This window comes from Gammaproteobacteria bacterium (assembly GCA_033344735.1).
In the GTDB taxonomy this organism is placed as follows: domain Bacteria; phylum Pseudomonadota; class Gammaproteobacteria; order UBA4575; family UBA4575; genus UBA1858.
On record JAWPMW010000001.1, the window covers coordinates 368,164 to 389,583 of the forward strand.

Consider the following 21,420-nt stretch of genomic DNA (forward strand, 5'->3'; position numbering starts at 1 on the left):
CTTAGCGTTGAAATTTAATAGTAGATATAATTTAACCTTAGGTTTTGCGTGTATAAAGTTGGATAAATATGAGTACTAGTACATTGGACGTTAAACAAACTCATTTGCGTGCCACAGCGGCGACTAAATTCGTTACATTAAGAGGCGATTACGGAACCGGTGATTTTGTCATGCATCGAGGCGGCGTACTAAAAGAGGTTGTAATTGCGTACGAATCCTGGGGGACTTTGTCAGATAACAATGACAACGTAGTGCTAGTGTTTGGTGGGCTTTCGCCATCTGCTCATGCCTGCTCTTCTGAGCAGGATCAGAATAAGGGCTGGTGGGAATACATGATAGGTCCTGAAAAACCCATTGATACTAATAAATACTATGTTGTATGTGTGAACACCTTAGGGAGTTGCTTTGGTTCTACTAGTCCAGCATCAATTAATCCTGAAACAGGAAAAGTTTACGGCTTAGATTTTCCTGATTTAAGTATTGAGGATGTGGCAAAGTCTGCCCATCATGCTCTATTAGATTTAGGTATTGATCATTTGCATACAGTAGTTGGCAGCTCTATGGGTGGCATGTCAGCATTAGCGTATGCCTTAATGTATCCGCAAGAAGTTGATCATTTAATTTCAATTTCGGCTGCGACTAGAGCTTTGCCATTTACCATAGCAGTACGCTCTTTGCAGCGGGAAATTATACGATGTGATCCTGCTTTTAAAAATGGTCTATATGATCCTAATGAAGAGCCTACAAGTGGAATGGTGTTAGCACGTAAGTTGGGGTTAATGTCATATCGAGCTGCGGAAGAGTGGCATCAACGTTTCAATCGTGCACGTATTAGTGCTGATCGGAAATCTAATGATCGGTTTGGTATTGAATTTGAAGTTGAATCTTACTTGGATTACAACGCACATAAATTTGTTAAAACGTTTGATGCAAATAGTTATTTATATTTGTCTAGAGCAATGGACCTATTTGATGTTGCTGATCACGGGGGTTCAGTTAACGCTGGTCTTGCAATGATTCAAGCAAAGAGTGCGTTAATTATTGGTGTGGAAACTGATATTTTATTTCCAGTTCACCAGCAACAAGAAATTGCAGATGGTATAAGAAAAACTGGTCGACCGGTTGAGTTTGTGCAGCTTGATTCAATCAATGGTCACGATTCGTTTTTAGTAGATGAGGCGCACTTTGCACCAGTGATGCGAAACTTTTTCGAACAAAACGCTAATACATAAAAAAGCCAGTATTGCACTAACAATACTGGCTGAGAGCTGTCTACTAGTAGGGACTAACGTTTATTGATGTCAACGTAATCTCTTTCAGCGTAACCTGTGTAAAGTTGCCGAGGTCGACCAATTCTTCCTTCAGGATCACTCATCATTTCCATCCAATGTGTTAACCATCCGACTGTGCGTGATAACGCAAAGATAACAGTGAACATGCTGACAGGAATTCCGATTGCTTGGAAAATAATGCCTGAATAGAAATCAACGTTTGGATATAGCTTGCGTTTAATGAAGTATTCATCTTCAAGTGCAATCTTTTCTAGATCCATAGCAATTTTAAGTAATGGCTTGTTAGGATTGTCATCGCCCAATTCGTCAAGCAAGTCGTGACAAATTTTACGAATAATTTTTGCACGTGGATCATAATTTTTATAGACGCGATGGCCAAATCCCATTAAGCGGAATCGATCATCTTTATCTTTAGCACGTGCAATGTAATGAGATAAATCTTTGCCTGACTCCACAATTTCATTCAGCATTACAATCACTGCTTCATTTGCACCACCATGCGCTGGTCCCCATAGTGAACCAATACCTGCTGATAATGCAGCAAAAGGGCTAGCTTCAGAGCTGCCAGTTAAACGTACAGTTGATGTTGATGCATTTTGTTCATGATCTGCGTGCAAGATTAATATTAAATCCATAGCACGAACCATTGTTGGAGTTGGCTTGTGCAGTCGACCTGGCATGCTGTAAAGCAAGTGTAGAAAGTCAGCAGTATAATCCAGTTCAATATTTGGATAATTGAAAGGATGGCCAAGTGCAAATTTGTAACACCAACTTGCAATAGTTGGCATTTTAGCAATTAATCGATGTGCGGCTATCTCTCTTGAAACAGGATCATGAACATCTACCTCTTCGTGATAGAACGCTGCTAAAGCACCTACCGATGCCACCATCATAGCCATCGGGTGAGCGTCATGGCGGAAACCTAAGAAGAAGCGTCTCATTTTTTCATCAAGCAACTTTCTGTCTTTTATCGAGGTGGTGTAACTGCTTAATTGGGTCGAGTTAGGTAATTCTCCATAAAGTAATAAATAACATACTTCATCATAGCTGCTATTTTCAGCCAGTTGCTCGATCGGGTAACCGCGATAAGACAAGCGGCCTTCTGCGCCATCGATGAATGTGATTTTGCTGTCACAGCTGGCAGTGGACATGAATCCTGGGTCAAAAGTGAAATAACCAAGTTCTTTATAGAGTGATCTGATATCTATAGTACCTGGGCCGTCAGTACCTTCTAAAACAGGCAATTCAACTTGCTTGCCAGTGGTATTGTCAGTAATAGTGACGGTTTTCTTTGATTGACTAGACATGTTTAGTCCTCCTGGATTCTAGTTCAACGTCCGTTGATTGAAAGGCGCACAGATTGGTGGCCGGTGCAGCGAATTTTACTCGTTGACAGTACATCATAAATCTAATTAAAAAATTGATATAACTAATTGATATTATTTATTTTAAACGCTCGAAAAAAACCATTGAAGGTTTAATAGTAAGCGTTGATATTGTTCGTTACTCTTTAATTTGCCGAGCTATTTTACATGAGTCGGGAGTATAGAGGATATCTAATTGAATAAACGGCGTTGCAACACACATTTATCAACTAGCTCAGCTTAAAGTGACTACGGATAAATGTCGCTATCTCCTTAGGTTCATTGATATCTAAACAAATTACTTCTTTAGATACTTCGCAGACTTGATCAGTAGCAAAGGCAATTATATTTGGGTCTTCAATACACATAATTGGGTGGCCAAGCGAAGGGCGGTGTAATTCGATTTTAGGAAAAGAAACGTTCTTGAATCCCTCAACCAATATTAAATCAATGTTTTTATGATCAATTTGCTCAATAAGATCAGGCAGTGCTAGCTCTGATTCATTTTCATGTAATTCTGTCATCAAGGCCCAGCGACGTGATGAAGAAATGATCATTTGAGTCGCACCAGCGTGGCGCAATTTGTAACTGTCTTTTTCTGCATGATCGACATCAAAATTGTGATGGGCATGTTTAATCACACCTAGTCGAATACCTTGATTGCTTAGGATTGGAATTAATTTAGTCAGTAAGGTGGTTTTGCCTGTACCACTGAAAGCGCAGAATCCAATTAAAGGAGTGGGGCAATTTTGTATATTCATCATAAATTTAGAGTAATTGAATAGCAGATTGCAGATCTTCTGGTGTGTTGATATTGGTAAACATATCAGCAGAAGTAGAGAAATCGGCTTGTGCGAATTGGTGTTTATCGTACCAGCGATCAATTTTGCGTTCACCAGCATCAAGATAATCGACCAAATCGTTTAATAGATCACGGTGAATAAGGGCATAAACCGGCTGAAGGCGTTTTCCGTCAAATCCTACGCTAATCATACTGTTTGCTTCACTAGCGGCATGCATAAGAATATCAGCATAATTTTTAGGTAGAAATGGGCCGTCACACGGTACAGTTGCAATATAGTCAGTTTGGCAATGCTTTAGTCCACTCGCCATACCTGCAAGCGGGCCTTGAAAATCTTCAATATCATCGCTAATCACATCGTAGCCATATTCTTTATAAGTGCTAATGTTACGATTAGCGTTTATCAGTATTGAACTGACTTGAGGTGCTAAAGCATCAATAATATAGGAAATAATTGGCCGTCCTTCTAGTGTTATGAGGCCTTTGTCTGTCCCACCCATGCGGCGCGCAAGTCCACCTGCGAGGATAAGACCAGTAATATTGTTGTGTGTTTTCATGTTGGATTAGAGCACTTCAAGGTAAAATACTGAGTAATTTGATTATAAAGGTTTCGCGCTTAACTAGGAGCATAAATACATGACTGATGACAATAAGCAAACGGAAATTGAAGCTGCAGTATATCGCCGACTCGTTGAACATCTTCAATCTAAACCAGATGTGCAAAATATCGATTTAATGAACTTGGCAGATTTTTGTCGTAATTGTTTGTCGAAGTGGTACGTAGCAGCTGCAAAAGATCAAGGTCTTGAAGTTGATTATGACCAAGCACGTGAGCAGGTCTATGGTATGTCCTATTCTGAGTGGAAAGACAAATATCAAAAAGAGGCAACACCAGAACAGCTGGCAGCATTTAATGCAAATAAAAAATAATCACTAGTTGATTTCATGTCTAATTCTATTGATTTGACTGATGCGCAGTTACTGCAATTTAGTCGGCAAATTATGTTGCCGCAAATTGATATTGCAGGTCAGCAAAAAATAATTGATGCAAGGGTATTAGTATTAGGCGCGGGAGGCTTAGGTTGCCCGGCATTGTCTTATTTGGCTACGGCAGGCATTGGGGAAATTGTGATTATCGATCCCGATGTCGTTGATCGGTCGAACATGCAGCGGCAGATATTATATACGCATAATGATATAGGCAGCTATAAAGCTGAAGTGGCAGCACGCAAGCTACTCCAATATGGTACAAAACTTAGTACTACAGCGTTAACAACAATTCCAAACCATTCAGAGTTATTAGCATTGATAGCTGATGCGGATGTTGTGCTTGATGGCACTGATAACTTTGAAGCTCGTTATAAACATAACCAAGCATGCAGGAAATCTAAAACGCCGCTGATTTCTGGTGCAGTTATACGTTTTGAAGGCCAGCTGGCGACCTTCGACCATCGAAATGTCGACTCGCCGTGCTACCATTGTTTATATCCTGAAGCGGTAGATGAGCAACTGAATTGTTCTGAAAATGGAGTATTAGGTCCTGTCGCAGGTATGGTAGGCGCGATGATGGCTGCCGAAGCAATAAAGATTTTACTAGATATTGGTGAATCTCTTAGCGGCAAACTAATGTTGTTGGATGCATTAAATATGCAATGGCGGAAAGTGAAATTGCGAAAAGATTTAAGATGTTCTGTATGTTCAAAAGAGTGAATTAATGCAAGTCATTATAAAAAAAATAAGTGAAGCAATTTGGCAGGGAAACCTAAAGTCGCAACCACTATGGAAGCAGATTGTCATCAATGTTTGTCGATTTATTCATTTGATCATTGTAGATTTGGCTAATGGCCAGCTTAATCTGCGCGCAATGTCGTTAGTGTTCACGACGATTTTATCTTTTGTTCCTTTGATTGCAGTTAGCTTTTCAGTATTAAAAGCATTTGGTGTACACAACCAAATTGAGCCTGCGCTATTAAATTTATTTTCACATTTGGGAGACAAAGCACCAGAGCTCACTAACAATATTATTGGCTTCGTTGATAATGTTGAAGTGGGATTATTAGGTACATTGGGAATCGCGTTTTTGTTCTACTCAGTTATTTCTTTGTTAACAAAAGTTGAAGAAGCATTTAATTATACTTGGCGTATACAAAAGACAAGAACATTGGCTGAGCGTTTTAGTAATTATTTAAGTGTGCTTATGGTGGGGCCAGTGCTGGTAATCGCAGCCATGGGGACAACAGCAAGTTTGCTAAATAATTCTGTCACTCAAAGTTTAGCTAGTGTAGAGCCATTTGGAATTTTGCTCGAGTTTGTGACTAAATTAATTCCTTATGTGCTAATCATATTTGCATTTACTTTTGTTTATTCATTCGTTCCCAATACTAAAGTACGTTTTATACCTGCCTTAACAGGTGGTATCGCTGCAGGAATTCTCTGGCAGTCAGTTGGCTATATTTATGCATTAGTGATCGCTCAGTCATCTACTCAAACAGCGATTTATGCAGGATTTGCAATAATATTCTTCTTTATGACTTGGCTTTACTTGAATTGGTTGATATTGCTGGTGGGTTCGAGTGTTGCGTTCTATCGTCAATATCCAGAGTATTTAATGGCAAAAAATCAATCTGTTTCATTAAATAATCATGATCGTGAACATGTAGCCTTAAATGTATTATTAATGATTGGTGCGAGCTTTTATAACAGGCAAACTCCAGTGAGTGTTGAGGCAATCGTTGATCATCTATCCTGCCCAAAACAGTCGGTTGAAGAGGTATTACAGTGTTATGAGGATGCAGGCATATTACAAAGCGTAAATGCTGCGTCCTCGGCATATTTGCCAGCAGTACCATTAGAGAATTTAACCGTATCAGAAGCTTATTCTGCAATACGTACTAGTTACGCTATATTCTCACCAGTAGTTATGCATAATATAAGTACTGATATGGCATTGCCTATTGTCGATAGAGTAGAGAGTTCTATATCGCGTGAGTTAGGTGATCTAACCATTAAGCAAATTGTAGATATGAATGCTGATAAATCTAAAAATTTAATAATTGCCATGGAAGGATCCTAATGGAGCAGACAGAAGTTAAAGAATTAATGTTAGCGTTGAGGAAATTTGCTCAAGATCGTGATTGGGAGCAATTTCATAGCCCAAAAAATCTTTCAATGGCATTATCAGTTGAGGCGTCTGAATTACTTGAGCATTTTCAGTGGATGCCAGATCAGGCCAGCTATGCTTTAGGAGAAGCCAAGCAGCAACTTGTTAGTTATGAACTTGCAGATATATTTATCTATCTGCTACGCATATGTGACCAACTTGATGTCGATTTGATGACTATGACTAAAGAGAAAATGAAAATTAATAACGAACGCTATCCTGTTAGTAAGGTCAAAGGCAGTTCTAAGAAATACACAGAATATTAATCTAACTATATTTTAATCCCAATGAGTGAATTACCTGCTGGATCTCAGCCGATAGAAGAGCTCCAGGTAAATAATACTAATATAACTATTTTAGGCACTGCGCATGTATCAAAAGCTAGTGCTGATGCGGTGCGAGAGTTGATTAATTCAAATCAATTCGATGTCATCGCTATAGAGCTTTGTGATAGTCGATTTAACTCAATCGTTAATCCAAATTCGTTAGCAGATATGGATCTATTTGAGGTTATCAAAACAAAAAAAGCGAGTATGGTCGCGGCGAGTTTGGCTTTGGGTGCATACCAACAACGTTTAGCTGAGCAGTTTGATGTTCAGCCGGGTGAGGAAATGCGTGTAGCGATTGATCTAGCAGAAAAAAATGATTTACATCTTGAGCTGATCGACAGAGATGTAGGTATTACTTTGAAACGCTTATATAAAAATATACCTTGGTGGCGAAAGCTTTACGTAATCTCTGGTTTAATAGCTAGTGTCATGACTAATGAAAAAGTCACCGAAGAAGAAATAGAAAAACTAAAAACTGGCGATATGCTTGAAAATACTTTTGCTCAGTTTGCTACTTCTGCTTATGATCTTTTTAGTCCGCTAATTTCTGAGCGCGATCAATTTATGTCGGCAAAACTTAGGCAGTCTGTACAAAAACATGAAGCTAAGAATATATTAGCTGTGGTCGGTGCTGGTCACCTTGCTGGGATTAAGCAAGAATTAACTAATGGTAATGCTGAGCCACAATTAACTATTGATAAATTAACTCACTTACCAAAAGGCTCTGGAATTGGGAAATTTATTCCATGGATAATAGTCGCATTAGTATTAACAGGCTTTGCTTTTGGTTTTAGTAAAAGCACTGACTTAGGGTGGAGTTTGGTTTTAGACTGGGTGTTGATAAATGGAGGTTTGTCAGCGTTAGGTGCTGCTATTGCTGGGGCACATATATTGACAGTTCTAACTGCATTTCTTGCTGCACCATTAACTTCACTGAATCCTACAATTGGCGCAGGAGTGGTAACTTCAGCTGTAGAGTTATATCTCCGCAAGCCTACCATTAAAGACTTTGAGAATGTACGCTTAGATACAACCAGGTTATCTGGCTGGCGCTCTAATCGAGTGGCTAGATTAATTCTAGTATTTTTATTAAGTACACTAGGTTCTGTTTTCGGTACTTATATTGCTGGTTTCCAAATATTTGATGCACTTGTAAATTAAATTGTGTTGGCTCTCGACAGCATAGTAATCTTATTATTGCTTGGAGCTATTGTTGGTTTTTTTGCGGGACTATTAGGTATTGGTGGTGGAGGTATTATGGTGCCAGTACTAACTTCTTTTTTCTTATACAAAAGCGTGCCTGTTGAATCCGTGGTTCATATTGCTTTAGGCACATCAATGGCTTCAATTATTATCACGTCTGCATCAAGTTTATATGCCCATCAAAAACGTCATGGTGTTGTATGGTCCGTCGTGAAGTCTATGGTTCCTGGGATTTTATTTGGAACTTATATGGCAACTTATATAGTTACATTTATAAGTGCTAAACATCTAGCAATATTTTTTGCATTATTTATGGCATATGTATCCATCCAAATGTTTTTGAATATTCAACCTAAACCTTCTCGTGATATACCTGGTACTTTAGGGCTGATATCTGTGGGTGGTTGTATTGGTGCTATATCTGCTGTGGTTGCTATTGGGGGAGGCAGTTTAACCGTACCATTTTTGGCTTGGAATAATATTCCACTGAAACGTGCAATTGGTACATCGGCGGCGGTTGGGTTTCCGATTGCAGTTGCTGGCACAATTGGTTACTTAATGAATGGTTGGAATAACACTTATCAACACGATTATTTGTTTGGCTTTATTTATTTGCCAGCAGTAGTGCTGATATCACTAGTGAGTTATTTTACAGCACCACTAGGCGTTAGTTTGGCGCATAAACTACCAGTGCCGATACTTAAAAAAGTATTTGCTGTGTTTTTGTTATTGCTGGGAATTAAAATGCTGCTTTCGATTACTCAGTAGTGAAATTCACTTCTGAACAATCATTCTTTGTTTGTCACGATTCCAATAGGCATTTAAATCTGCAGAAATTTGTGCAGCTTCAATTAGCAAAATATCATTTTCGATATTGCTTGATTCTTCCTCGTTATTCTCACTAGCATTATTTTCTTCATCTAAGCCAATTAATTTTTCATATTCTTTTCTATCTTTTTCTAGCTGGGCAAATTTTTTCTCGCGTTTAGCTTGGTTTAAAGATAATTCGGATTGTTTCTGTAGGCTTTCATTTAGATCGTAGAGTTTGATTAAAGACTGATATTTTTCATCATCTTTAATGCGGTCTACATGTTTATTTTCTAAATTATCAACAATTATTTTTGAAATATGGCGATTATCAAATTGTGTCGGTGATATTTTTGTCCACGGTAATGCATTATCTAAACTTCGCTCACCTTGTTCGGATTTATCGTAAGAAGCTTCGAAAGGAATGTCGGGTTCAACTCCTCGATGCTGTGTGCTTTCACCATTAATCCTAAAATATTGCGCTATAGTGGCTTTTAACTGTCCTAGATTTGCATCATTTTTACGTCCAAATCGATTTAAATCGACCAGCTGTTGAACCGAGCCTTTGCCAAATGTAGTTTCACCAACAATGACAGCACGTCCATAATCTTGTAATGCACTAGCAACTATCTCTGAGGCTGAAGCGCTAAATCGATCGACTAAAACTACCATCGGACCTGTATATGAAATATTGGCATCTTTATCTTTATGAATTTCAATATGACCACTAGAATCACGCACTTGCACTATTGGCCCTTCATCAATAAATAAACCAGCTAATTGAGTTGCTTCAATTAATGAGCCACCGCCATTTGAGCGTAGGTCTAGCACTAAACCATCAATGTTTTCTTCTAATAGTTCATTTAGTAATGCGTGTACATCTTTAGTGGTACTGCGGTAATTTATATCACCACTTTGAAAAGCATTAAAATCCAAATAGAAAGTAGGGATTGTGACAATGCCAATTTTTTGAGTCTTCTTGTCATGTGGTATTTCTAGTAGCTCTTTACTTGCTGCCTGTTCTTCTAATTTTATTTTATTTCTTTTAATGGCAATTTCTTCAAGTGCAGCACCGTCGCCTTTGCTGCCTGGCAATATTTGTAATTTGACTACAGTGTCTTTAGGTCCACGAATTAATTCCACTACTTCTTCAAGCCGCCATCCAACCACATCTGTAAAATCTTTTTCATTCTGCTGTGAGATACCAATTATTTTATCTTTGGCATGCAGTAAATCACCAAGATCTGCTGGTCCACCTGGAATAATGCGTTCAACCACTGTGTGATCTCCGTCGGTACGTAACAGTGCTCCAATACCTTCTAAAGATAAACTCATGCGAATTTCAAAATTATCATAAGAGCGTGGTGACAGGTAACTTGTATGCGGATCTATTGCTGTAGCATAAGAGTTGATATAAAGCTGAAAGATATCATTCTCATCCAATTGATTAGTTCGCCTCAATACACTGCTGTAACGTTTGACTAAGGTCTTTTTAATTTCATCTTCATCTTTATCGGCAAGCACTAGTGACAACACATCATTTTTAATACGTTTGCGCCATAAGTCATTTTGCTGATCTACCGTAATTGGCCACTTAGCATTTTCTCTTTCAATAACAAATGTTTCGTTTTTAGAAAAATCAAAATCTTTTTCTATTAATAGCAATGCATACTCAATTCGTTCATTCACTCTCTTTTGATAAGTAGAGAAAATAGAATATGCGGGTAATAAATTGTTTGCGCGTAATGCATCGTCCAAAGTGAATTTATATTTATCAAAGCGTGCAATATCAGTTGCTAAAAAGTAGCTCTTACTCGAATCTAATGAGTCTAAGAAATTATTGAAGATAGTGACGGAAAATTCATCATTCAAATCAACCCTTCGATAATGATATCGGCCTAGGAAATCTGTAATAATTTTCGTAGCACGTAGATGGTCAACCGTTGGTGACAGTGTTGTATTCTCAACGCTGGCACTATTCAACGATAAGGTTACCAATAAAAAGGCGGAAATTAGACTAATTAATTGTTTATGCACGATAATTTTGACTTTGACTAAGGTGAGTTAGGGTTATTAATTTAAATTATTATTCTTAGATATCAATTTATTGTATACAACTGTTGAAGTAAATAGCGTATTTATGTCTCTATTTTGATGAAAAACTCTCAGTGAGTTCCATATAAAACAATTAGAATAGTCGGCTAATAAACTTGGCGCTCATCGGCAGTCTGCCATATAATGGCGAAAAATTATATAACTCATTGAAATAAAACAACATTATAATAAATGTGTGTGTTCAAAAATATGGAATATTGAGGAAACCCTTAAGGAGAAAGTAATTGGATCCACTAAAACAACATAAAAAATTGTTTATGACGAGATTGATGACCCCTGAGATGGCCAACTTTTCTGGCAAAGTTCATGGTGGATCAATACTAAAGTTGTTAGATGAGGCGGCTTTTTCTTGTGCATCGCGCTATTGCCAGACTTATGTAGTGACAGCTTCCTTAGACCAGGTCGTGTTTAAGAACCCTATTACTGTAGGTGATTTAGTTACCTTCAAGTGTAATGTGAATTATGTGGGCAATAGCTCAATGGAAATTGGCATAAAAGTGGAAGGCGAGAAAATCTGTGAAAAGAAAAAGTATCATGCCATTTCGTGCTACTTCACTATGATATCAGTGGATGATAGTGGCAAGTCTCTAACTGTGCCAAGACTTAAATTAGAGTCAGATACAGAAGAAAAATTATTTCAGGCAGGAAAAATGCGCTGTCAGATGCGTAAAGAAATCCAAGAAAGAAATATGCAATTACATGTAGGATTTGATACTGATTAGACTTAGCGGCTGACTGGCTTAACAATCATCACATTGCCATCAACCGAAGTAATCATGCATTGAGCGCCATCTGCAATACTATCAACATCAGCGCGGCTATCTAAGCGGCTATTCCAATCGATGCCAGAATATCGAATCGTGCCATTACTTGAAGTAATTTCACTGCTGGCAGGTACTTGTTTGCCAATCATGTCACTACTGGTGTCAGCACCGCCACCTGAATTTTGAAATTTCTTTAATGGTTTCCATAAGAGTAGGGTAGTTAACGCTGTTAATACACCCAACGCAAAAATTTCCATTTCCCAGCCAGACAAGAGTCCCAAGCTAATCAACACGCCAGTAATAAAACTAGCAATAGCAAAAAAGAGTAGTGGGCCACCTAGGCCAATAATTGCTAGTTCAACGATAAAACTAATGCCTGCTAACAAATAAAAGAAATGGTCATGGTTGTCGGCAAAGTATTGGAAAAAATCCACTATTATGCTCCTTCTGATTGTCCGGGTATTTTAAGGTTACTAGATACCGCTATTGCTTGAGCGACTGTATTGGCAACATTATCACTGGTTTTTCCATCGCTTAATACAACAGTACTTTCAGCAGCAATTGCACGATGTGCGTCTATTGCTTCGCGTGCTAGCTTTAATGTCACCGCTGACTCACCTGATTCAGTTTTTGCAATATCACCAATAGTTTTCAATGCGCTTGCATCGGCTTCAGCGACCAAACGTATTGCCGTGGCTTTACCCATGGCTTGTAAAATTTGTGCTTCCTTATCTGCTTCTGCAGCCAACACTTGTTCTGCTTTTGCTGCTTCAGCATCTAGTACGCGTGCTGCTTTTAAACCTTCAGCCTCAGTAATAGCAGCAGTTTTAACACCTTCAGCTGTCAGGATGACTGAGCGCTTTTCGCGTTCCGCTGTCATCTGTTTTTCCATATCCTCACGAATAGACTGTGGAGGAGCGATATCTTTAATTTCATATCGTGTCACCATTACACCCCATGGATGGGTAGCTTCTGTCATGGCATTAAGTATGGTGGCATTAATTGCGTCACGGCTTTGAAAACATTCGTCGAGTTCCATTGAACCAATTGCGTTACGCATTGTTGTCATAGCAAGTTGAATTACCGCCATTTTGTAATCGGTAACATTATTTGTTGCTGCGGCGGCATCGGTGACTTTCATAAAAAGAATGCCATCAATATTTAAGGAAATATTATCTTTGGTGATTGCTGACTGAGAAGAAATATCTAGCGCTTGCTCTTTTAGATTACGATCTGCAGCAACTGTTTGTATAAATGGAATAATAAAATTTAAACCGGACGATAGTGTCTTGTCATATTTGCCAAACGTATATATGACATAGCCACGATTTTGAGGAACAAAATGGATACCTTTTTTCAGCGTGTAAAGTAGTACTAGAGCAATCCAAAATAAAGGGCTAGAGAGAAAATCGGCAGCAAAATCCATAGTCTTTTCCTAATTGAATGGTCTGCTAATGATAATGTATTTTTGCAAATACAGGGTAGAATATTATTATCATTTAGATGAGTTGAATTTGCATTGTTGTATTAGCAAATTCGACAATATCACCAGAAAGTATTTTTTTGCGTTTTCTTGTTTCAATGGCACCATTTACTAGTACATGACCATCAGCAATGACAGATTTAGCTTCCGCGCCACTAGCGACAATACCTTCAAATTTGAGAATTTTGTAAAGTTCTACAGGCTCGCTAGTTATTTCGACTACAGTCATAGCAATTTGGATATTGAATGTATTCTTATGGTAAATGCAGTGTGGTGTTAGGTATTAATAAATGTAATTCAAATTTCATATTAATGCTAAATAAAGTTAGTCAAACAAGATGAGTGACTTGTCATGCATTTGAATTCAATATTTGATGTCTAAATGATGCTTTTTGTTAGGTATGAGTAAACTCATGCCCAGCCGAGCTGCTCCAAGCTAATAGTGTCATTCCATATTTTAGTCATATGTTTGAGTAACCCATTCTCAAATTGCATTGCGTAGACATAGTCTGCTGCAATAGTCTTTCCAGTAGGATCGACGGGGCCTCCAGGACCAGTTTGCGTGCCATGAAATACTGCGAATGCGGTAACGCATTGACGCTCTTCATCTTCTGAAAAACTCTTTATTTCATAGTGTCCGTCCGGTATGGGTGTCAGCAGATTCTTCATCCATTCGGTATAATTTTCTAAAGTGTCAATGTCAGCAAGTACTCCTGACTGCGCGGAAAATGTAGCTCCAGACTGGCAGAATGACTGGCAAGCCTTCCAGCCTTTGCCAGACTCACAAGCTTCAAAAAAATCTCTTGCAGTGTCTATTATGTTACTCATTTAATTATCTCCACTTGGCTAAAGTTCTTGAAATCTAAAGGCCATCATCAATATTTTTTAATTGCAGGTTACATTATACATCGCAGTTGAGCGAAAGGGCGTGCGTGTAACGGGTGTCATGGCATGCAGTGGCGAACTTGAATGGATTCTTAGGAGGTCTGGTTAATTTTAGATTTAACATAGCGATCAAATAACCAAAATAACACAGTGATAAACACGAAAAACCCCAAAGCCCCAGGAAGGCCACCCAGTATTAAATTATCTGACAGGGTAGTAAAAACAATTAAAAATAGAATACATGTACCCATCCAACTTCTGACTGCATAAATTGCCCATTGTCTCATCCCCCATAAACCAATTGCTGAGACAAGTGCTGAAATACCATATAGAAATGCAATAACACCAATGAATTTAGGCGTCTCTGATGATTGATCTGAGATTATCATCCAGGCATTTCCAAAGCCTGATATTGTCAACCAACCTAAGAAGATTGCGCTAATTGTTATACCAATTGGACGTTTCATATAAAACACATAACGGTTGAGCTAACAGGCGACCAGTTGAGTGACTTGTCAGCGGTCACATATCTGCTAGGCAGGTTTAAGAAATTCAATAATATTTTAAATATTGATAATTAATAGATAACAAGTTTAATTACTTGGGTAAATTAAGTCTAGTTGCACTTTGTTTGTTGATTAGATGAGTAATATTTGTAAGCCGGCTGTTAATTTTTCTATGCCTTGTTTGACTGTAGCACTGGTTAATGCCCCATAAGATATTCTTAAATAAGCGCCATTTGAGGCTTCAAATGCACTGCCAGGTATAGTCGCCACACCGAATTTTTCTATGAGTTGTTTGGCAATAGTGAAATCGTCTTTTTTCGTATTTAATTTTATAAATATATAAAAAGCACCTTCAGATACTGCAGGTGTTTTGAGTAAATTAGTCTGGTTGATATGTTCTAAGCAAACATCTCTGGATTTCTCTATTTCTTTTAAATGGTTTTCAATGTACGAATAAGGTGCACGATGTGCGCCATGTGCAGCATATTGTGAAATGATTGTCGGCGAGATCAATACTGTGTCTTGGACCTTTCTTAATGAGGCAAACATTTGGCTAGGTATAACCATGTAACCTACGCGCCAGCCTGCAAAGCCATAGGCTTTTGATAGTGAATACAAACTAATGGTATGTGCTTCTGAATTGTTTAATGATGCTGGTGAAAAATGCTTTCGGTCTTCGTATAAAAAATCTTCATAAGCTTCATCTGAAATATGATAAATGCCATGTTTTGCGCATAGTTGATTAATTGCAGTTAATTCTTCTTGTGTATAAACAGCGCCGGTGGGGTTGTTAGGTGAAACAGTGACAATTGCACGAGTCTTATTAGTGATGGTGCTTTTAATATGGTCAATATCAGGGTGATAGTTATCAAGTGTGGGCACTAATACAGGTGTGGCATCAGCTAATCGAATTGCCATTTCATGATTAAAATAATACGGTGTGAGTAGAATAATCTCATCGCCTGGATCAGCAATTGCAACCATTAGAGAGCTAAATGCCATGTTAGAGCCGGCAGTCACAAAGACTTTACTTTTTTGATTAATGCTGATGTTGTTTCTTGCGTGTAATTTTTCAGCTAATGTTTGTGTTAATTCTGGAATGCCTTCAACAGGGCCATATGCATTTAGCTTGTTTGAATTTAATTGTTTTTGAATTTCATCATAGGCTTGTTGTGGTGGTCCATAGTAGGCAACACCTTGACCTAATGAAATTGTGCCCGAATGTTTTCGTGCAAGCTGTGTAATGGTGGGGATGATTGGTGTTTGAACCGCATATACGCGCTTGCTTTGAATTTTTTTGATTAATTCATCCATGAACTTATACCCCCCTTACATTGTTATGCGTCGATAAATATCTGAAACTTTGTAAGGCAGTTTGTCGACTTGATCAACAATAGTGAAATTCACAGGGCCATACATATATTGCAAATAGTCCATTGCTTCATCATCAATTGTGATGCAAAAAGGATAAATGCCCAGGAATTTAGATTCTATTAATGCTCGACGTGTATCTTCTATACCATAGGCGCCTCGATAGCCATCTTGGTCATCGGGTCTGCCGTCTGATAATGTGATTAATACTTTTGTCTTGGCTTCTACACAGGATAATAATTTTGATAGATGTCGTATTGCTGCACCCATACGCGTGTAATCTTGCGGCTTAATATTGGCGATTCGGTCTTTTACTGTCGCAGAATAGCTTTCTTCAAAGTCTTTAATTTTATATAAGTCGCAACGACGATGAGTTAATCCAGAAAAACCATAAATTGCATAGCGGTCACCTAGCACCTCTAGTGATTCACATAACAATACTAATGCTTCGCGCTCCATGTCGTTAATCCAGCCTGAAGTCGAACCGCTCATATCCACCATAAACATGACCGCAATATTGCGATCGACCTTGCGTTGTTTGATAAACAGATTCTGACTTACTTCTTCTCCATTTATCATATCTGCATAAGATGAAATGATGGCATCTAAGTCAATATCTTCTCCATAAGGTTGTTTGCGTACTCTTCTGTCTTCATCACGTAATGCTTCAAAGGTTCTATGTAAATGCTTTAATAAACTTCGGTGTTTATTTAATGTTTGCTCTACAAAGTCTGAAGGTTTGCCTTCGACATCTATTTCGCGAAGATGACACCATTCTTTTCGATATTTTTGTCTTGAATGGTCCCACTCATCGTATAGGAAAACTTCACCTGAGCCAGAGCGAATATTAATATTGTCTTGTATATCTTCGCCATTGCCCGTTTTGTATGCATTGTCATCAACAGGTGATAAATAATCATCGGGTATTTCACCTAAGTCTTGTTGAATAGATTCTAATAATTCTTGAATATTTTCAGGCGGGTCTATTGAATCGCCATTTAATTCTAATTCATAACGATAACCATCGGGCATTTCGTCGTCTTCAATTTCTCGTACTTCAAAACGATTTCCATCTTGTCCGTCGTCTACAGGCATGTCTTGGTTATTACCTATAGATTCTTTCTGTAATTCGTCTAATGCGAGTTTTAATTCTTCTTTGTCCTGGTCAATACGTTCATTCATTGTTTGTCTAGCAAGGTCAGGATTCAAAACGCCCTGATAGAGTGTGTCTTGGGGAATGAAGTCGTGATCATAGAGTTCATATAGTAGGCGTGCTGTATCATGTGCAGAAGCTTCTTCTGATGACAAGGTCTTGATTGCACTTTGCCAAGGTAGAGAAAGATCTTTTGCGACTAATAAAGAACTGAATTTTTCTATTGCTCGGCCAATGCCAGGTAATTCACGTTTAATGTTGGCGTCTAGGCGAACTGTCTCAAGCTTATGAAACAAATCAATTGCTTTTTGTTTGTCGGCAAAGTTGGCTACTAATTGTTGAATGTCCACACGCCAGGTGCCATACCAAGTTTGCGCCCATTGATGCACAGCAATTGATTTGTAAAGCGCAAAGTTATCATCGCGACTTTTAAACGTAGCAATATTTTCAGGAAGATGAATTACTTCAGTATCTGTAAATAATTGTTCGCCTTGCTCAAGTTTTAATGCTCGACCATTTAGACCGGTAATAATACTTTCAATAATGCGACTGATTTCATCAAAGCTGACTGACGTTGGCGCAATTGCAAATGAATCAACGTATTCATCGACCGCTTGCATAGCGGCGATGCAGTCATTGAGTCCTTTAGTAGTGTGTATTTTTAATAAATGAGTAACCCATGCCTGCCAGTTTTCTTCGTCGACCACTCTTAAGCTATAGGGTGCGTAGTGACAAAAATTAAAAGCAAGCTCAACATTGGTGAGTGCAATGGAGTCTATCGATTCTAAAAAGCGTTCTTGATCAGCCAGGCTGAAATTCACTAATGCTTGGGCTGGCTCAAACACACTGTTATGTGTTGATAATATTGGCTCAACTAGTAATTCTAAGCGTAATTGCAGTTCGCGTTCACCCATCCCGCCAAAGGAAGAACTATTTTGGTTTTTGCCTGTGCGTACAGGTGAGCGAATATAACCGCCGTCTTTAGAATATGATTTAACTTGGTATTCTGGTTGGTCATCAATTACTGTCTCATTAGACTTTTTTTTACGCTGCCAAAATTTAAAATTCATGAAGTTTAATCAGCATGTTGATTAATTAATAAATCTTTAGCTTGATTGATTTTTGTCGCTAGATAACTAGAGCCGCCTCTGTCTGGGTGCAGTTTTTGAATCAATCGTTTATGTGCAGCAATTATCGTATTTTTGTCAGCTCCAGATTCTATTCCAAGAATAGCATAAGCTTCTTGTTCGGAGAGTTGAGAATTACTGCTTGCGCCGCTATTGGGTTGAGATGAGTAATCTTGTTCTGTACGCCATGTTGTACCGTGTGTGCGATCAAGATAATTTTCTAATAATAATCGAGAGTCCTCATCATTATTACTATATAGCTTACGCAACTGAAGTAGTTCTTCTAAGGATAAATTATCTAGTTTATGTCCAGCAAATAATCCTGTCTTAACAATGCCAGATAATTTTCCTGAGTCGTGATCTAGCTGCATTTGTAAATATTCAGTTTCAACTTGTGATGTTTGGCCGCTACTGGGTTTGTTGCCTCCCAATGAGTTAGCAACTTTTTGCAATATGGGTAAATACGCAACTAAACCTATAATACGTTGCAACGCTGGAATTAATGCACCAGCCAAAGCAAAAAGCCAATGCAATTTTCCTGTAGCAACAAGACCGAGTAATACTACACCGACAAGTAACATCATATATTGCCAGCGCTTATTAGCTGGTTGTTTTTTAACCCAACGATATAATAGTAGCGCTAATATTATCGCTGCGATGATTAAAATAATTCTTGCCATAATTGTTAACTAGCTTTGTTTTTTACTTTGATTGTTTAGGCAGTTGTTTAATTATAGTACGAGCAATAGTGTTGCCTTGTTGTGAATGTTTTTGTAATGCCTCGAAACCACCAACTGCAAACGTTGCAACAGCGCATAATAATTCTTTTAACTGTGCGACACTATTATGGTCAAATGAGCAATAAGCACCATTGCTGAGTTGAGCGATATGTTGAAAGGCATTTTTTGCAGCATCATCATTACCCTCATGAAATACAAACACTGGCACGCCTAGCATACCTAGTTTCCCAGCGACTGCACCAACTTGGTCGATTGATTCTTCAAAACTATCACTGACTAATACTACTGCTTTAATTTTCTGTTTAACACAACTATTAATTGCATACTCAAGTGTACGTTTAATTTGTGTCTGACCAGCGAGACATCGTACCTGTAGCATCTGATCACGCAGCTTGTTAGCATTGTTACTCCAGTCAAATGATTTAAATTCATTGTAGCCACGGTAGTAGCAAAGCGAGATTTCAAGATTACCAATTTCTTGCGTGCTCATGAACATATCTGCTTGGATCTGGCATGCCATATCCCAAGCATGTTCTCGGCTAGCAGTAGCATCCATGGCAAACAGAAGTCGGCCAGTATTTTTATTTCCCTCATGCGGTACAATTTCATCAGATTTTTTAAGAAAATCTTGTACCGATAGTGAATTAGAACGGGTAAGCTGGTCTTTTGCCATATCAAATGATTTTAATAGTTTTGCTAAACCTTTTCTGGGCGGATTGGTCTATTGGTATGCCTATTATTATAGAAGGAGCATAAGAATGCAGCAGTTGATGATCAAACACCACTCACTTTTCATGCAATTTTATTTATTAATACTGTTCCTGGCTATTAGCTTATGCACCGTTAATGCAACAGAGATCAAATCCACCATTGAAGATCAGCAAGAATTATCACTTACAGTTTATAACCAAGATTTAGCGTTGATTCGAGATGTGCGTAAAGTTGGATTAAATAAGGGTATTAATAGAATTGCTGTAAGAGAAGTTAGTGCACAAATTAGACCAGAAACAGCAATTATTACCAGTTTATCGCATCCTGATTCGCTGTCTTTGCTTGAACAAAATTTTGATTATGATTTGTTAACACCGCAACAGCTATTACAAAAATATGTAGGAAAACAAGTACGAGTTATAAAAACTCATCCCACCACTGGTGCGGAAAAAGAAGTGCAGGCAACTGTGTTAAGTGCCAATAATGGTGTGGTTTTAAAAATTGGTGATCGCATAGAGACGGGTGCACCCGGACGTATTGTTTATGACAAAGTCCCAAGTAATTTACGTGATCGCCCAACTTTATCAATTCTTGCTAATAATAAAGTAGGCAGTAAGCAAACGCTTGAGTTAAGTTATTTGTCAGGAGGTCTAAGCTGGAAAGCAGACTATGTGGCTAAATTGGATAAAGATGAAAAACACTTGGACTTAAATGGTTGGGTGACATTAAATAACCAAAGTGGTGCTAGCTATAATAATGCAAAATTACAATTAGTGGCTGGTGATGTTAATCGCGTTTATGAACCTCGTGCTATGCAGCATAGAGATGTGAGAACGATGAAGTCTATGGCTGCTGATAGTGTGAATGAAATGGCAGAAGAGAGTTTATTTGAATATCATTTATACACGCTAGGCCATAAGACTGATGTTTTGCAAAATCAAACAAAGCAAGTTGCATTGTTAACTGCGAGTAAAGTCCCTGTCGATAAAGAATTTCTTCTAACAGGTAATCAACATTACTACTATAACAAGTATGGCGTCATAGCAGATAAGCTTAAGGTTGGAGTGTTTGTTGAATTCAAGAATGAAAAGAAAAATGATTTAGGTATTGCCTTACCTAAAGGTATTGTTAGAGTTTACAAAAATGATTCTTCAGGTAATTCTCAGTTTATTGGTGAAGATCGTATTGATCATACGCCAAAAGATGAAACAATTCGTTTGAAACTGGGTGATGCGTTCGATATTACTGCAAATAAAAAGCAAATGACTTATAAGAAAGAATCTGCATTTGGAAAATATAAACATGCAGCTAGTTCTAGTTATGAGATTGAAATTCATAATGCTAAAGAAGAAGATGTTGTTGTTAAAGTACTTGAGCCAGTACCGGGAGATTGGAAAATGCTGGAAAGTAATTTAGAGCATGAGAAGGTGAATGCTCATACAGCACAATGGCTGGTAAAAGTGCCAGCGGAGAAGAGAGTTACCTTGAGTTATAAAGTGTTGGTGAGATATTAATGTTTAGTTTAGCTTCGTCTCTATGATTTGCGCTTGCGTATATATGACAGGTTTGGCCTGATTTATACCTTATTTTAGTACGATTTTTTTAGAA

22 protein-coding genes are annotated in these 21,420 nt (G+C 38.1%); 9 read left to right on the top strand and 13 right to left on the bottom strand.

Features of this window, described 5'->3' with window-relative positions; translation table 11 throughout:
- The first annotated feature begins 68 nt into the window (after window positions 1-68).
- Complete coding sequence (locus R8G33_01930) at window positions 69-1,232, top strand: homoserine O-acetyltransferase (GenBank protein MDW3094411.1); 1,164 nt, start codon at window positions 69-71, stop codon at window positions 1,230-1,232.
- Window positions 1,233-1,285: 53 nt separating this feature from the next.
- Here R8G33_01930 and R8G33_01935 read toward each other — a convergent pair whose 3' ends face one another.
- From R8G33_01935 to mobA, 3 genes are all read right to left on the bottom strand, one after another.
- Window positions 1,286-2,599: a citrate synthase gene (locus R8G33_01935; GenBank protein MDW3094412.1), complete on the bottom strand. Its 1,314-nt coding sequence runs from the start codon at window positions 2,597-2,599 to the stop codon at window positions 1,286-1,288.
- 287 nt (window positions 2,600-2,886) lie between these two features.
- Window positions 2,887-3,420, bottom strand: coding sequence for a molybdopterin-guanine dinucleotide biosynthesis protein B (gene mobB, locus R8G33_01940; GenBank protein MDW3094413.1), 534 nt, complete (start codon window positions 3,418-3,420; stop codon window positions 2,887-2,889).
- Between the two features lie 4 nt (window positions 3,421-3,424).
- Entirely contained in the window at window positions 3,425-4,015 is a 591-nt protein-coding gene (gene mobA / locus R8G33_01945; protein ID MDW3094414.1) for a molybdenum cofactor guanylyltransferase MobA, read from the bottom strand.
- A 79-nt stretch (window positions 4,016-4,094) separates the two neighbouring features.
- Between mobA and R8G33_01950 the strand changes: the two genes are divergently transcribed.
- The 6 genes from R8G33_01950 to R8G33_01975 are packed head-to-tail and all read left to right on the top strand — an operon-like array spanning window position 4,095 to window position 8,918.
- Entirely contained in the window at window positions 4,095-4,388 is a 294-nt protein-coding gene (locus R8G33_01950) for a DUF1244 domain-containing protein (GenBank protein ID MDW3094415.1), read from the top strand.
- Between the two features lie 15 nt (window positions 4,389-4,403).
- The gene (locus R8G33_01955; GenBank protein ID MDW3094416.1) at window positions 4,404-5,168 is read left to right on the top strand and encodes a HesA/MoeB/ThiF family protein; all 765 of its coding nucleotides are present in this window, start codon (window positions 4,404-4,406) and stop codon (window positions 5,166-5,168) included.
- 4 nt (window positions 5,169-5,172) lie between these two features.
- Window positions 5,173-6,531 carry a YihY/virulence factor BrkB family protein gene (locus tag R8G33_01960; protein MDW3094417.1) on the top strand — a complete coding sequence of 453 codons (1,359 nt, stop codon included), beginning with the start codon at window positions 5,173-5,175 and terminating at the stop codon, window positions 6,529-6,531.
- Window positions 6,531-6,884 carry a nucleotide pyrophosphohydrolase gene (locus tag R8G33_01965; GenBank protein MDW3094418.1) on the top strand — a complete coding sequence of 118 codons (354 nt, stop codon included), beginning with the start codon at window positions 6,531-6,533 and terminating at the stop codon, window positions 6,882-6,884. Before R8G33_01960 ends, R8G33_01965 begins: the two co-directional genes overlap by 1 nt.
- 21 nt (window positions 6,885-6,905) lie before the next feature.
- A complete protein-coding gene (locus R8G33_01970; GenBank protein MDW3094419.1) occupies window positions 6,906-8,108 on the top strand; it encodes a TraB/GumN family protein in 1,203 nt (400 codons plus the stop codon).
- Between the two features lie 36 nt (window positions 8,109-8,144).
- Complete coding sequence (locus R8G33_01975) at window positions 8,145-8,918, top strand: sulfite exporter TauE/SafE family protein (protein MDW3094420.1); 774 nt, start codon at window positions 8,145-8,147, stop codon at window positions 8,916-8,918.
- A gap of 6 nt (window positions 8,919-8,924) precedes the next feature.
- Here the strand turns inward: R8G33_01975 and R8G33_01980 are convergent, their stop codons facing one another.
- Window positions 8,925-10,994: a carboxy terminal-processing peptidase gene (locus R8G33_01980; protein MDW3094421.1), complete on the bottom strand. Its 2,070-nt coding sequence runs from the start codon at window positions 10,992-10,994 to the stop codon at window positions 8,925-8,927.
- Window positions 10,995-11,296: 302 nt separating this feature from the next.
- On the opposite strand from R8G33_01980, the gene R8G33_01985 reads away from it, so the two are divergent.
- On the top strand, window positions 11,297-11,794 hold the full coding sequence (locus R8G33_01985; protein MDW3094422.1) for an acyl-CoA thioesterase: 498 nt from the start codon (window positions 11,297-11,299) through the stop codon (window positions 11,792-11,794).
- 2 nt (window positions 11,795-11,796) lie between these two features.
- Here the strand turns inward: R8G33_01985 and R8G33_01990 are convergent, their stop codons facing one another.
- From R8G33_01990 to R8G33_02030, 9 genes are all read right to left on the bottom strand, one after another.
- On the bottom strand, window positions 11,797-12,270 hold the full coding sequence (locus R8G33_01990) for an NfeD family protein (protein ID MDW3094423.1): 474 nt from the start codon (window positions 12,268-12,270) through the stop codon (window positions 11,797-11,799).
- 2 nt (window positions 12,271-12,272) lie between these two features.
- Entirely contained in the window at window positions 12,273-13,262 is a 990-nt protein-coding gene (locus tag R8G33_01995) for a stomatin-like protein (protein ID MDW3094424.1), read from the bottom strand.
- Between the two features lie 73 nt (window positions 13,263-13,335).
- Window positions 13,336-13,548: an RNA-binding S4 domain-containing protein gene (locus tag R8G33_02000; protein ID MDW3094425.1), complete on the bottom strand. Its 213-nt coding sequence runs from the start codon at window positions 13,546-13,548 to the stop codon at window positions 13,336-13,338.
- A 182-nt stretch (window positions 13,549-13,730) separates the two neighbouring features.
- Window positions 13,731-14,147 (bottom strand): nuclear transport factor 2 family protein, encoded by a 417-nt coding sequence (locus tag R8G33_02005; protein ID MDW3094426.1) that lies wholly within the window; start codon window positions 14,145-14,147, stop codon window positions 13,731-13,733.
- A gap of 149 nt (window positions 14,148-14,296) precedes the next feature.
- On the bottom strand, window positions 14,297-14,671 hold the full coding sequence (locus R8G33_02010; GenBank protein ID MDW3094427.1) for a DUF2127 domain-containing protein: 375 nt from the start codon (window positions 14,669-14,671) through the stop codon (window positions 14,297-14,299).
- Window positions 14,672-14,842: 171 nt separating this feature from the next.
- Entirely contained in the window at window positions 14,843-16,024 is a 1,182-nt protein-coding gene (locus tag R8G33_02015; protein ID MDW3094428.1) for a pyridoxal phosphate-dependent aminotransferase, read from the bottom strand.
- A gap of 15 nt (window positions 16,025-16,039) precedes the next feature.
- Window positions 16,040-18,304, bottom strand: a complete 2,265-nt coding sequence (locus tag R8G33_02020) for a VWA domain-containing protein (GenBank protein ID MDW3094429.1) — start codon at window positions 18,302-18,304, stop codon at window positions 16,040-16,042.
- A gap of 5 nt (window positions 18,305-18,309) precedes the next feature.
- Window positions 18,310-19,041: a DnaJ domain-containing protein gene (locus tag R8G33_02025; GenBank protein MDW3094430.1), complete on the bottom strand. Its 732-nt coding sequence runs from the start codon at window positions 19,039-19,041 to the stop codon at window positions 18,310-18,312.
- Window positions 19,042-19,063: 22 nt separating this feature from the next.
- On the bottom strand, window positions 19,064-19,774 hold the full coding sequence (locus R8G33_02030) for a VWA domain-containing protein (protein MDW3094431.1): 711 nt from the start codon (window positions 19,772-19,774) through the stop codon (window positions 19,064-19,066).
- Between the two features lie 85 nt (window positions 19,775-19,859).
- Between R8G33_02030 and R8G33_02035 the strand changes: the two genes are divergently transcribed.
- Entirely contained in the window at window positions 19,860-21,326 is a 1,467-nt protein-coding gene (locus tag R8G33_02035) for a DUF4139 domain-containing protein (GenBank protein MDW3094432.1), read from the top strand.
- The last annotated feature ends 94 nt before the right edge of the window (window positions 21,327-21,420 follow it).